The sequence below is a fragment of the Paraperibacillus esterisolvens genome (assembly GCF_046237625.1).
Taxonomy (GTDB): domain Bacteria; phylum Bacillota; class Bacilli; order Bacillales; family DSM-1321; genus Paraperibacillus; species Paraperibacillus esterisolvens.
The window spans coordinates 2,881,148-2,893,719 of record NZ_CP143545.1; the positions used below are offsets into that span (position 1 = coordinate 2,881,148).

The 12,572-nt window shown below is 45.5% G+C and carries 12 protein-coding genes; 4 read left to right on the forward strand and 8 right to left on the reverse strand.

Annotated features, from left to right (window positions below; translation table 11 throughout):
* Genes efp through aroQ form a run of 3 tightly spaced genes read right to left on the reverse strand, consistent with a single transcriptional unit; the run spans window position 1 to window position 2,085 of the window.
* Window positions 1-558, reverse strand: a complete 558-nt coding sequence (gene efp / locus V1501_RS14565; protein ID WP_409289214.1) for an elongation factor P — start codon at window positions 556-558, stop codon at window positions 1-3.
* A gap of 19 nt (window positions 559-577) precedes the next feature.
* A complete protein-coding gene (locus tag V1501_RS14570; protein WP_409289216.1) occupies window positions 578-1,639 on the reverse strand; it encodes a M24 family metallopeptidase in 1,062 nt (353 codons plus the stop codon).
* A complete protein-coding gene (aroQ, locus tag V1501_RS14575) occupies window positions 1,639-2,085 on the reverse strand; it encodes a type II 3-dehydroquinate dehydratase (RefSeq protein WP_409289217.1) in 447 nt (148 codons plus the stop codon). Before aroQ ends, V1501_RS14570 begins: the two co-directional genes overlap by 1 nt.
* Before the next feature lie 236 nt (window positions 2,086-2,321).
* Here aroQ and V1501_RS14580 point away from each other — a divergent pair, with 236 nt between their 5' ends.
* Together V1501_RS14580 and V1501_RS14585 are read left to right on the forward strand one after the other, a co-directional pair.
* The gene (locus V1501_RS14580) at window positions 2,322-3,266 is read left to right on the forward strand and encodes a DUF1385 domain-containing protein (protein ID WP_409289219.1); all 945 of its coding nucleotides are present in this window, start codon (window positions 2,322-2,324) and stop codon (window positions 3,264-3,266) included.
* Window positions 3,267-3,368: 102 nt separating this feature from the next.
* Window positions 3,369-3,752 (forward strand): SA1362 family protein, encoded by a 384-nt coding sequence (locus V1501_RS14585; RefSeq protein ID WP_409289221.1) that lies wholly within the window; start codon window positions 3,369-3,371, stop codon window positions 3,750-3,752.
* 13 nt (window positions 3,753-3,765) lie between these two features.
* On the opposite strand, the gene V1501_RS14590 is transcribed toward V1501_RS14585, so the two are convergent.
* A complete protein-coding gene (locus V1501_RS14590; RefSeq protein WP_409289223.1) occupies window positions 3,766-4,650 on the reverse strand; it encodes a patatin-like phospholipase family protein in 885 nt (294 codons plus the stop codon).
* Between the two features lie 614 nt (window positions 4,651-5,264).
* Here V1501_RS14590 and V1501_RS14595 point away from each other — a divergent pair.
* Entirely contained in the window at window positions 5,265-6,020 is a 756-nt protein-coding gene (locus V1501_RS14595; protein WP_409289225.1) for an alpha/beta fold hydrolase, read from the forward strand.
* A 283-nt stretch (window positions 6,021-6,303) separates the two neighbouring features.
* On the opposite strand, the gene splB is transcribed toward V1501_RS14595, so the two are convergent.
* The 3 genes from splB to V1501_RS14610 form a co-directional block, all read right to left on the reverse strand.
* Window positions 6,304-7,317 carry a spore photoproduct lyase gene (splB, locus tag V1501_RS14600; RefSeq protein WP_409289226.1) on the reverse strand — a complete coding sequence of 338 codons (1,014 nt, stop codon included), beginning with the start codon at window positions 7,315-7,317 and terminating at the stop codon, window positions 6,304-6,306.
* 420 nt (window positions 7,318-7,737) lie between these two features.
* On the reverse strand, window positions 7,738-8,010 hold the full coding sequence (locus V1501_RS14605; RefSeq protein WP_409293380.1) for a YggT family protein: 273 nt from the start codon (window positions 8,008-8,010) through the stop codon (window positions 7,738-7,740).
* A gap of 197 nt (window positions 8,011-8,207) precedes the next feature.
* Window positions 8,208-10,736, reverse strand: coding sequence for a vitamin B12-dependent ribonucleotide reductase (locus V1501_RS14610; RefSeq protein WP_409293382.1), 2,529 nt, complete (start codon window positions 10,734-10,736; stop codon window positions 8,208-8,210).
* A gap of 517 nt (window positions 10,737-11,253) precedes the next feature.
* On the opposite strand from V1501_RS14610, the gene V1501_RS14615 reads away from it, so the two are divergent.
* Entirely contained in the window at window positions 11,254-11,640 is a 387-nt protein-coding gene (locus V1501_RS14615) for a rhodanese-like domain-containing protein (RefSeq protein WP_409289228.1), read from the forward strand.
* Between the two features lie 86 nt (window positions 11,641-11,726).
* Here V1501_RS14615 and V1501_RS14620 read toward each other — a convergent pair whose 3' ends face one another.
* Window positions 11,727-12,503: a TerC family protein gene (locus V1501_RS14620; RefSeq protein WP_409289230.1), complete on the reverse strand. Its 777-nt coding sequence runs from the start codon at window positions 12,501-12,503 to the stop codon at window positions 11,727-11,729.
* Window positions 12,504-12,572 lie beyond the last annotated feature (69 nt).

Genomic DNA, 12,572 nt, shown 5'->3' on the forward strand with positions numbered 1-12,572 from the left:
TTATCCTCGAGATACATAGCTGCCGTCAGTGGTGTTGACAACCAGCTTATCGCCCACGTTCACAAAGAAAGGAACTTGGACCACAAGGCCTGTTTCAACTGTTGCCGGCTTGGAACCGCCGGATGCAGTATCGCCTTTGATGCCCGGTTCTGTTTCAGTCACTTCCAGGGTAACTGTGTTAGGAAGCTCGACGCCCAATGTTTCTGTCTGGAAAGTCATGATGTATACTTCCATATTTTCTTTTAGGAATTTAAGCTCGCGCTCGATTTGGGATGCAGGAAGCTCAATCTGCTCATAAGTCTCATTGTCCATGAAAACATGGTCATCGCCAGATGCGTACAGATATTGCATTTTGCGGTTTTCAATATGAGCCTTCGCTACCTTTTCACCTGCACGGAAGGTCTTTTCCTGGATGGCGCCTGTGCGGAGATTGCGCAGCTTGGAACGGACAAACGCAGCACCTTTTCCTGGTTTGACGTGCTGGAATTCAATGACTGTCCAAATTCCTCCGTCCACTTCGATGGTTAAGCCTGTACGAAAATCATTAACTGAAATCATGTATGTACCTCCTATTGGGTTACAAAATTACTAGTTCCTTGGTGGAATGTGTGAGTGATTCATTGCCTTCAGCCGTAATTATAGTATCGTCCTCGATCCGGACGCCTCCGAGGCCGCTGATATAAATTCCCGGTTCCACGGTCACTGCCATACCCGGTTCAAGGACCAGGCTTGATTTTACAGAAAGCGCTGGGCCTTCGTGCACTTCAAGGCCGATTCCATGGCCGGTGGAGTGGCCGAAATATTCACCAAATCCTTTTTCTTCGATGAGGTTTCGGGCAAGTGCATCTGCTTCCCTGCCTGTCATTCCCGGTTTGATACCCGCCATGGCGCGCATCTGCGCCTCAAGGACAACATTATATATCTTCTTGAGCTCTTCAGCCGGCTCCCCGACACTTAAGGTCCTGGTTATATCAGATACATACCCATTAAAGTATGCCCCATAATCCAGTGTGACAAAATCGCCTTTTTGGATAACTTTATCAGATGCCACGCCATGCGGCAGGGCCGAACGGTGTCCAGAGGCTACAATGATATCAAAGGAGGAAGACTTTGCACCCTGCTTCCTCATGAAGAATTCCAATTCATTCGCCACTTCGAGCTCTGTCTGGCCAGGACGGATATATTCAATAATATGCTTAAAGGCCAGGTCTGCTATCTTGGCAGCATCCTTTAATATCTTAATCTCAGAAGGAGCCTTAATCAAGCGTAAATTTTCCACGGCCCCCGATACAGGAACCAGCTCACCGCGAAATGCCTCTTCATACGCCTTGCAGACTGCGTACGACAGGTAATCCTGTTCAAAGCCAAGCTTCCGGATGCCCATCAGTTCCGCCTGGACTCCAACTTCTTCAGGGAAAGTCCCTTTATGCTGGACCACCTCATATCCTTCTGCCTGCTCTCCCGCCTGATTCACATACCGGAAATCCGTAATGAATTTCGCCCCATCCATAGAAATAAGCGCAGCGCCGGCCGACCCGGTAAAACCGGTCATATATCTTCTGTTATAAGGGCTTGCAATCAGCAGGCCGTCGACTCCTTTTTTCACAAGTGCCTCGCGCAGACGATTCAATTTTTCCATTATCCTTCCCCCTCAATCAGCCTGATCAGCGCCTCCAGGGCAAGGTGATACCCATGCATGCCAAGGCCCACTATCTGTCCCCTCGTTACAGGCGCTGTCACAGATACATGCCGGAATTCTTCGCGTGCATGCACATTGGTTATATGTACTTCTATTACAGGTACAGATATGCCTGCAATTGCATCCCGGATTGCATAACTGTAATGGGTATATGCCCCGGGATTCAGGATGATTCCCCTTACCCCTTCATCCTCGGCTTCATGAAGTGCATCGATGATCGCTCCTTCAAAATTGGATTGAAAACACTGAAGCTCGAAGCTGGATTCCTGTGCTGTCCGGGCAAGATCTCTTTCCAATTCAGGCAATGTTGTGCTTCCGTACTTGTGAGGCTCCCTTTTTCCCAGCCTGTTTAAATTAGGGCCATTGATAAGCAGTAATTTTGCCATTCTGATTCTCCCTGTGCCGATAAGTATGTTTGGTAAAAGCCGATACCAACATTCTAACATAATTTAGAATTTTCATACCATAAAGTGGGGCGTATCGGGTTATAATATAGTAGTGCTAACTGCAAATTTTCGGTAAAATGGAAATACAGAACATCCTACCCATTAGTTTAATATGGCCGCAGGCAGACTCGCCGCCTAGTAAGCTAAAATCCCAACAACACAGGCTGGTGTATACATTGTCAAATCAACAGAAACCCATCTACGGGGGGCAGGCTGTCATCGAAGGCGTCATGTTTGGCGGCAAACATTCCACAGTCACTGCCATCCGCCGGAAGAATGGCGCAATAGATTACTTCAGAGTCCCTAAAAAGATCCATCCATTTCTGGCCGCATTAAAAAAGATACCTTTTCTCAGAGGAATAGCCGCCATCATTGAGGCAAGTGCCATCGGGTCAAAGCATTTGAATTTCTCTTCCGACCGCTATGACCAGGATCCGGAAGATGATGAGGAACTTGTGAAGGAAGAACCCTCCAAGCTTGCGATGACGCTCGGAATAGCAGCTGTCGGCGTGATTTCATTTCTATTCGGGAAGTTCGTCTTCACACTTGTCCCGGTCTTTCTTGCTGTGTTATTCACACCGGTCTTTTCCAGCGATTTCAGCCAGGTGCTGCTTGAAGGATTTTTCAAACTGCTCCTGCTGCTCGGGTACATCTATATTGTCTCACTCACACCGCTGATACGACGGGTCTTCCAATATCATGGTGCCGAGCATAAAGTCATCAATGCCTACGAGGCCGATAAGGAACTGACTGTGGCAAATGTCCAGGCGGCATCCCGGCTCCATTACCGCTGCGGCAGCAGCTTCATCCTGTTCACAGTCATCATCGGCGTGTTCGTCTATATGCTTGTGCCTACAACCCCGCTGTGGCTCAGGGTGCTTGACCGGATTGCCTTGATCCCGGTCGTGCTCGGCATATCGTTTGAAGTGCTTCAGCTCACAAACAAACTGCGGGATATCCCGGTTTTGAAATACCTTGGCTACCCGGGCCTGTGGCTTCAGCTCCTGACTACAAAAGAGCCTTCTGACGACCAGGTTGAAACGGCGATCTGCTCCTTCAATGAGCTGCTTAAATTGGAAAAGGAAGCAAACGAAGGTTTAAAGACAGAGGAGATTGTGTAAAAAACAAACAAGAATACAATTTTTAGAAACGGGAATTTTACGATATATAGAAGTTTAAAGTTTGGCAAAAATGCACATGATGCTCTTAAGGAGGTGGCTTTGTTGAATCGTCCAGTATCATTTTTGGTGTATCTAATAATCTTCCTGGGAGCAATAGGCTTAGCAAGCAGCATGTTCTCAAATCCGGCCGGCTTTATGAAAAACGTCATTGTCCTGGCTCTGACTATAGGGATTATCATATTTGTGGTGAAACGATTAACAAGAAGCAAGCCCAGCCAAGGAAATGAGCGCGCCTTTATGAAAGCGGCACGCGATTCCAAAAAAAGGTTAAAATCCAGAGAGGCTTCAAAAGCTAAAACCAATAATGTCCAAAGCTTTTCCCTTGCTAAAAAACGCAAAAAGGCGAGAAACAAAGATCGCAGCGATATTCACCTGACCGTGATCGAAGGAAAGAAGGGCAAAAAGAAAAATCGAGCACTTTTTTAAGAGCTCGATTTTTTTAATAGCACCATCTTTTTAAAAACAGTTCGGTATACACCTTGCCATACTGCATCAGCTCCGTTTTTTTATCCCCTGCCAGATGGAACTCTGTTGCCCCCGCCCCTTTAATAGGGATGAACAAGATATTGGGTGTCAATTTCCTCGATACATACCTGGAGTCATGAGCATCCTTCATCGTCTCAAACAATCCGGCAAATAACTCAATGGCATTCCCAATCTTTTTGGGCTTCCCCAGATGGTCTTCAGATGCAAGCTTCAGCCCAAGCACCGGCCGAAGCTTTTTTACGTGCTCTGAATCAAACAGCCACATGGGAAAATTGCTGAGAACCCCGCCATCTACAATAATATTCTTTTTCTTTTTTACTCTAAGTGTGACAGGCTCGAAAAAATAGGGAATGCTGCAGCTCATCCTCACCGCCCGTGCCACAGGGAACCGGGCCGGGTCAATCCCGTATTCAAGCAGGTCATCAGGCAGTACCATCAGACGGGCATTCGTCAGATCAGACGCGATGACCCGGAAGGTCTGCGGCGGAATATCCGAGAATGTATGGATTCCTTTCTCTGCAAGAATCATGGCAATCCACTCCTCAAGCGCGTCGCCCTTATACAGCCCCATCCTTTTATAAAGGAGAAGCCATTTGGCAAAAGGCATAGGAATCCACAGCTTCCTTTCATCGAGCAACTTGTGAAAATCAGTTTTTTCTATGATTCCCTTTATTTCACCGCTTGTGTAGCCGGCCATAATAAAAGCTGCAATAATGGCTCCTGCGCTTGTACCACCAAGACGGACAAAGCGGAAGCCCTTCTCTTCAAGCGCCTCATACGCACCGACAAAAGCTAGCCCCCTCATCCCGCCTCCTGAAAAAACCCCATCCAATAGCATCCAGCCATCCCCCTGAAGTCCATATTGATACATCTTTAATCAGGAGGGCCTATCCATATTCCAATAGAGGATAAACATGACAGGGCTGACTGGCTGTTTTTTTCGGTAGAAAGGGGCGGAGCAGCATGTATCATAGGGATTCCTGCAGCTGGATTTTTATAACATCATATATCTTGGTGGCATTCCCTGCCTGCGCCTTACCCCGTTCCACCGCCCCACTGTGTTAGTTCCTGCTCTTGTCCAGGTTCCTTTCCAATGGGCTGCGAGCAGAAAAACTCCTGTAGTTTTATGAATGTTCCAGGCTGTACGGGCCGCTGGGATGAGATTTCAAAAGGAAGGTCGTATATTATGCTGAAACAACAGGGACAACCGTCCAGCTGCAATAATGAATATGGAATCATTATGGAGATGATAAGATTACAATGATAGGCGATGTAATTTATGTGCCTATGAGGGTGTATATCTTAAAGGTGTGACAGAAGTTATTTTCATCATACTGATTGTATGCGACGTACTGTGTAGGCTTCTGATGATTTAATTTACAAATTTATGAAACTAATGCTGGCGGCCATCGTACATAAGGCAAAGAAATACTACAAAATGAGGTGTTGCCGTTGAAAATTAACAAATATAAAATGGAAACATCGAAAGGAAAGTTACAATATAATATCAGTGGAAACGGAAAGCCTAATATAGTTTTAATTAACGGTGGTTCGGGACCAATAGAAGGCTGGATGAAAATAATACCAGATATTTCTGAATCATCATCAGTATTTTCATATAATCGGTTTGGTGTGGCCGGGAGCGATAAACCAAAAGAAGCACAAGATGGGTTATCAATTGTCAAAACTCTGCGTGAAGCTCTAACAATAGTGGGATTTGAACCCCCATTCGTACTGGTTGGTCATTCGCTAGGTGGTTTATATGCAAATTTGTATGCCCGAGTATACCCAGACGAAACAGCAGGTATTATTTTTATAGAAGCTAGTCATCCAAAAGATTTAATCCTTAATCAATACCAAGGGAAAACAGTAAAGGCAATTAATAAGATATTAGCAATCTTTGATTTCTTATCTTCTGATAAACAATTCAATGAAGTTAATTTTGTTAATGAAACTGTGAATCAAATCCATCAATTTGATAATTTCCCTGATATACCGGTGTATGTAATTACAGGTGGAAAAGAAAATCGGATGATGCCAGAGGAAGTCAGAAAAAAGCGATTAGAAAATCAATTAGAATTACTTTCGTTATCACCTAACAGCACACTTATTCTGGCAGAAAAAAGCGGGCATTTCCCGCAATTAACAGACCCAAATCTAGTGATTGAAACCATTGCGGAATGTGTAAAGCAAATAAATAATCGATAAAAAAATGTACAGTTGTGTAGTCTATCCCATGTACTTGACAGCCCAGTGAATGGTAAGTGTTACTCCAGCAAAGCGATCCTATAAAAAAGACTCGGACCATAATGGCTCCGAGTTTTCCCGTCCTGATTTTAACTAAAGTTTATGCTTACCCAGCTGTGAATTACTGTGTGAAACTTCTTCTGGCATTTCAATACCGAACCCGTTAATGTAAGGTCCAGGCATTCCATTTGTGAAATCAAATACTGTTTATTTGCTGTATGTGAGCCTGGTATATTATATTACATTACGTAAAGTATTGCACCGTTGATTGCGGAAAGTATTCGGCGATGTATCCCCTGATTGTATCTTCAAGTTCTTTCGCCTCTTCATTTTGATAAACATATTTACCGATTCCATAGCGGCCCCATTTGTATTTACGTTTACTTTCATCGAGCTCAAGCTTTGATTTTGGATAATTCTTAAGTATAACCTTCTTGGCCGGCGAGGTGAATCGGTGCTGAATCAATTCAAAGGTCAGATCGGATAAGTCCAGTCCTTCCAGCGAACTGTACAGACGTTCGAAAAGCTCTTGATAGCCTTCCTTCCAGTTTTCATGTCTATAGATCGGTGCCACAATGAATCCGAGTGGATATCCTGCATGAAGCACTTTCCTGGCTGCCTCAAGCCGGCCTTCAAAGGAAGATGTTCCGGGCTCAAAATTTTTGATTACATAGCGTGAATTCACACTGAATCTAAAACGTGTCTTTCCATTGTGTTTCGCATCCAAGAGATGATCCACATGTTCAAATTTAGTAACAAACCGGAGCGCTCCATACTCCTGCTGCCCAAAAAATTCGATAGCCTTCTTGAGAGAATGCGTAATATGATCGACCCCAACAATATCGGAGGTACAGGCTGCTTCAAATCTCGTGATTTCCGGCTTCCGCTCTTCCATGTATTTGACAGCCTGCTCAAAAATTTCATCTGTATTCACATATACACGAATGTAGGGCTTACTGCCAAGGGTGGTCTGGAGGTAGCAATAATGGCAGTGCCCCATGCAGCCTGTGGCGAGAGGTATGGCGTATTCGGCGGAAGGCTTTGACGTATCAAACTTCAATGTCCTTCTCACCCCGACGACCAAAGTCGATTTGGCGACCCGGTATTTTTGAAAATCAGTTTCCCCCGGAAGGTTCCTGATTTGATTATGAGAGGTGGTCTCGCGGATTTCCACATTCAGGTCCTCAAACTTCTTTTTCAATTCTCTTCCAAGCGGATATTCTAGTGCCTTCGGCTCGATATAGACCAGCTGAGGCATAAATGGCTTAACCAGCTTTCTCACCACACTTCAATTTGTTTTTTACAGAATTAGTATGGGCCCCGTGAACTTGAAGCATGAATTCCTTGTTTTGGGAACATATTTTAAAAAGCAGTTTTCGCATACATTGCGGCTGGTAAATTTAAAAATGTTTTCGCTGCAGTCACTCGCTTTCCGCGGTGCGGGCGCTGAGCCTCCTCGGGCTTCGCCTTTGGGGTCTCAGCTGTCCCTCATCTCCTGCAGAAGTCTCGCACCTGGAGCGTAAGTCCACTTGCTAATTAATTTAATCTCCTTACAGACTCATTCAAAAACAACAATCTTTTAGAAAAGAGCCTTTAAAAAAAACAAGCCCCCTAAAAAAAGGCGGCTGGTGACGGATGGAAAGAAAGTCTTCCTATCCCTTATATGTAGACCGGCAGTTTAGATGCCCAGAACATTGATGGTCTGTCGAAGCCCCTCCAAAGCAAATCTGCTCAGGAATCGATAGGCAAAAAGGGCAATGATTGGCGAAAAGTCGATTCCTCCAAGCGGCGGAATGAACCTCCGGAATATGGATAGAAACGGCTCTACCACTTTCATAATCCAGCCTCCAATTTTGGAAGCCTGGAATCCTGGGAACCAGGAACCAAAGATCGATATGAAAATCAACCAATAGTAAAGGTCAAAGGCATACTGCCCAATCTGAAAAATCACATTACCCAATATAGTTACTCCTCTTTTGTTGGTATAGTCTGGCCGAGCCCAGTAATCTTTATATGTATATTACGTTATTTACCCAAAATGGTTTCATTTATACGAAAAAAAGTTTCAGGTTTGTGAATCAGGATGGATTCTGCAGGAAGCAGGTCCTTCCAAAAAAAGAAAAGAGGCCGTCCTTCGGCCTCTTCTCCTTATAATCCGCACTTCAGCTGCGATCCGCAGTTCGTACAGGTATTGCAGCCGCCGATATCCTTGACCTGGCCCTTACGGCAGACCGGGCATGTATTCCCGACTTCTGAACCAATGGTAACATCGGTCGAACGGAGCGGTGAAATGGTGTCCACCAGCACGACTTTCTTTTCTTCTTTGACTGTTGTTTCTTCTTCATCAAATGTATTTTCTTCTGCTTTCAATGTGAGTACCTGGGAGTCACGGCTTCCATCAACATAAACCGTGCCGCCCTTGGCACCCCCCTTGTAAAGGCGTTCGTATACTGCTTCAACCTGCTCGACAGTATAGCCCCTCGGTGCATTGACCGTCTTGCTGATGGAGCTGTCGATCCAGCGCTGGATGATGCACTGAACATCGGCATGGGCTTCCGGCGAAAGCTCCATTGCCGAAATGAACCACTCGGGGAGAGAGTTCGGATCTGTCTCTGGATTTTTCGCAAGATATTCCTGGACAATGTCTGCTTTCACTTCAATAAATTTACCCAGGCGTCCGCTTCTGTAATAAGTGAAGGAGAAGTAAGGCTCAAGACCTGTGGACACCCCTACCATTGTGCCGGTAGAGCCGGTTGGCGCAACCGTCAGAAGGTGAGAGTTCCTGATGCCGGATTCAAGGATGGAATCCCTCAAGTCCTGTGGCATTTTTTGCATGAAGCCGGTTTCTGTGAATGCCTGGCGAAGGCGGTTCGTCTCCTCTGCAGATTCTCCTTCAAGGAACGGGAAGCTTCCCTTTTCCCTGCCAAGCTCTATGGACGTGCGGTAAGCCGTCACTGCAATCGTTTCGAATACTGAATCAACCAGTTTGTTGCCTTCCGCGGAACCATATTCGGTTTCACAGTATATGAGCAGATCATGGAGCCCCATAACACCAAGGCCGACACGACGCTCTCCCAGTGCCTGTTTTTTGTTGTCTTCGAGGAAGTACGGAGTGGCATCTATTACGTTATCCTGCATGCGTACGCCGACTTCAACGGTCTTTTTTAGTTTATCAAAATCAACGGTTTTGGTTACTTTATCTGCCATTTCAGCCAGATTGACAGCTGCCAGGTTGCAGACTGAGTATGGAGCCAGCGGCTGCTCTCCGCAAGGATTTGTAGCCACTACCTGCTGGCCGTATGCCTTGGCATTGGTCATATCGTTCGCATTATCTATGAAGAAGATCCCAGGCTCGGCTGAATAGGTGGCACAGACATTGATCAGGTTCCAAAGTTCTTTAGCTTTGATTGAACGGTAGACGCGTACCTTATGGCCGAGTTTTTCCCATTCCCTGACGTCGCCTATCTTGTGCCATTCCTTGTTGTAAACGTCCATTTCTTCCTCGTCATAGCTCTCGACATCCGGGAAGCGGAGCTCGTACATTTCGTCTTTTTCGACAGCTTCCATGAATTCCTTTGTCAGGCAGACCGAGATGTTTGCTCCGGTCAGAAACTCGGAATTATGTACGCTGTAGGTTCCGCCCGTACGCAGCTTATTCTCGGCGTCCTTGATGATTTTTTCGCTGAAGCCGCCAAGGCCCGGCATGGTTTTATAATTGACAATCCCCTGATACATCGCTGCTTCCGATTCTGTGAAAGGGGTGAATTTCAATTTTTCATTGGCATACTGCTTGATGGTTTCATCGGTTGTATTTTCAATGAGATAGCGGAGAATCCTTGGATTCTGCATCTTGGAGATGATGAACTCCACGATATCAGGGTGGGAATCAATCAGCATGATCATCTGAGCTCCGCGCCTTGAACCGCCCTGCTCAACCAGATGCGTAAGCTTTGCAATGTCATCGAGCCAGGATACAGATCCTGATGACTTGCCGTTTACGCCCCTGGCCAGTGCATTCCTGGGACGAAGAGTCGAACCATTCGTGCCTACCCCGCCGCCGCGGCTCATGATCTCCATTACTTGTTTACGGTGCTCTGATATTCCTTCCCTTGAATCCTGGACAAACGGCATTACATAGCAGTTGAAGTAGGTGACATCCGTATCGGCACCTGCCCCGTATAATACCCGCCCTGCAGGAATGAAGTTCAGGGATGAAAGCTCCTGGTAAAACTTCTCGAACCATTCTTTTCGCTTTTCTTCTGTTTTTTCCACTGAGGAGAGTCCTGCTGCATTTCTTTTGGCAATCTGCTCATAAAAGATTTCGAGCGGCTTTTCTATGACGTCGAGCGATTTTGTGATCACTCCCGTATCAGCCTCTTCTCCCTGCAGCACTCCCCGGAACTCTTCTTCAACAAGCACGCGTGCTTTTTTGTTTTCCCAATCAATATCCATGATGTACCCAAGGCCCCTCGCAGGGAACTTAGGGTCTTCCTTGATGGTCAATACAACAAAATCGCCTGATGTGAGCGTCACCTTCGCCGTGTCCTTGAATGAATAGCGGTCCAGCATGACTAGCCTCGATACACCTTTGTGTGCAAGGTTCATATCTTCCGTTACGGGGAAAACCTGCGGGAAGATCTTGATGTCTTCATTCAATCTCTCAATATTAAGTTTCATATTACTGTTAAGTACAACAGACAATGCTATCTCTCCTCCAAAAACCATTTTAGAAAAGCGACAAAATTCGCCTTTCTATTTGTTACCCTTAACTTATCACAAGCAAACGCAAATAATCAATATATAGGTATCCTCTTTTTTCGACACCACTATATGTGGTGTGATAGGTCAAAGAAAAAGGGGAATGTCAAATGAAAAAATAAAGGGGAAAGAGGCGGATTTATGAGCAATTTGCCGATTTATATCATTTTTTGCGGTTATTTAAACGGTTTTCCCATTTGCTTTTAGAGTCAGTTTTTGAATTCCTTGCCGTCTCTGACGCGGCCGCTTGTCAATTAAAAAGCCTGAAAAAAAAATTAAATTACAAGGCTATTGACATCAAAAAAACGGTGATCAGACTGATTTTTGACAAATTGCTGACTCTTTATATGGATGTATAAAATAGTTTTGATTCTTAGCCCTATCAATTATATAATGAATAGTGCTGGAACTTTCAGGGTAAAAGGGGGTATTACCATTGACAACATTGTATATCTTACTGGTGATTTTAGGAGCTGTCATCATCTATACATTAATTATGTGGCTGAATCAAAAACGCATAGTAAAGACATTAAGCCAGGAAGAATTCATTTCAGGCTACCGCAAGGCACAGCTGATAGATGTCCGTGAGCCGAACGAATACGAAGGCGGCCACATTCTTGGTGCCAGGAACATACCAATGACTCAGCTGAAAATGCGGTTAAAAGAAATCCGTCCGGACAAGCCTGTTTACCTATACTGCCAGAGCGGCATAAGAAGCGGCCGTGCTGCACAGATGCTCCACAAAAAAGGCTACCGTGACATTTCCCACCTGCAGGGCGGCTTCAAGCGCTGGGGCGGAAAGATCAAAAGAAAAGGTCAATAACGATAAAAAAGGCTCCCTGTGAAGGGAGCCTTTTTGCGGTCATTTGTTTCCATTAAAGCCAATTTAGTCAATTAACCTTCTGCAGCTTATGCATGACCATTTCCGTGAGAAGATTTTTTGCCTGGTGCAAACCATCCCCAAAGAGCTATGGCTACCAATACACCGTAGAAAACAAGGGTCCAGCCGGTACTGTGGGGAAAATCATGATCCAATACACCGATATCCTCATGTGCAAGCGTAATGACGGCAAGCTTCACTCCCACCCAGGCAACAATGGCATAAGCAGTCGTTTCCAATGCGGGGCGTTTTTCGAGCAGCTGCACAAACCATGTTGCCGCAAACTTAATCAGGATCAAGCCTGCAATCCCCCCAAGAACGACGATGATAAATTTCCCTCCGTCCATACCTCCAAAGTCATCGAGGGGCGAATCCGGAAGTCCCAGTGCAAGGGCTACAGCAGCCAGTATTGAATCAATCGCAAAAGCAAGATCAGCCAGGGCTATTTTACCCACTGTCGGCCAGAAGCCTTTACCCGCGGCTTCCTCTTCATCTTCATTATGTACATTGTCATTCGCTTTTCCGAATCTTGCCTGTATCACATGCTTTAAACCCAGATACAGCAGGTATGCTGCTCCTATCGCCTGTATCTGCCAGACGTTTGCAATGAAGGAAATCGCAAAAAGCGCGGCAAACCGGAAAACGAAAGCCATGATAATTCCGTAATTGATCGCCCTCTTTTTTTGATCATCGGGCAAATGCTTGGCAATGACCGCCAGCACAAGGGCGTTGTCAGCAGACAGCAATCCTTCCAGTCCAATCAAGATCAATAATGCCCAAGCATACTCAAGCCATAATGACTCCATCCAATCTCTCTCCTTCTAATTCCAAAAATATTATGCAGATTGTGCTGCTCTTGAATAGAATCCCCCATA

Bases quoted from the DNA above. Each gene is read 5' to 3' on its own strand.
- efp (WP_409289214.1), bottom strand. From the start codon at position 558: ATGATTTCAGTTAATGATTTTCGTACAGGCTTAACCATCGAAGTGGAC.
- V1501_RS14570 (WP_409289216.1), bottom strand. From the start codon at position 1,639: ATGGAAAAATTGAATCGTCTGCGCGAGGCACTTGTGAAAAAAGGAGTC.
- aroQ (WP_409289217.1), bottom strand. From the start codon at position 2,085: ATGGCAAAATTACTGCTTATCAATGGCCCTAATTTAAACAGGCTGGGA.
- V1501_RS14590 (WP_409289223.1), bottom strand. From the start codon at position 4,650: ATGCTATTGGATGGGGTTTTTTCAGGAGGCGGGATGAGGGGGCTAGCT.
- splB (WP_409289226.1), bottom strand. From the start codon at position 7,317: ATGCCTCAGCTGGTCTATATCGAGCCGAAGGCACTAGAATATCCGCTT.
- V1501_RS14610 (WP_409293382.1), bottom strand. From the start codon at position 10,736: ATGAAACTTAATATTGAGAGATTGAATGAAGACATCAAGATCTTCCCG.
- V1501_RS14620 (WP_409289230.1), bottom strand. From the start codon at position 12,503: ATGGAGTCATTATGGCTTGAGTATGCTTGGGCATTATTGATCTTGATT.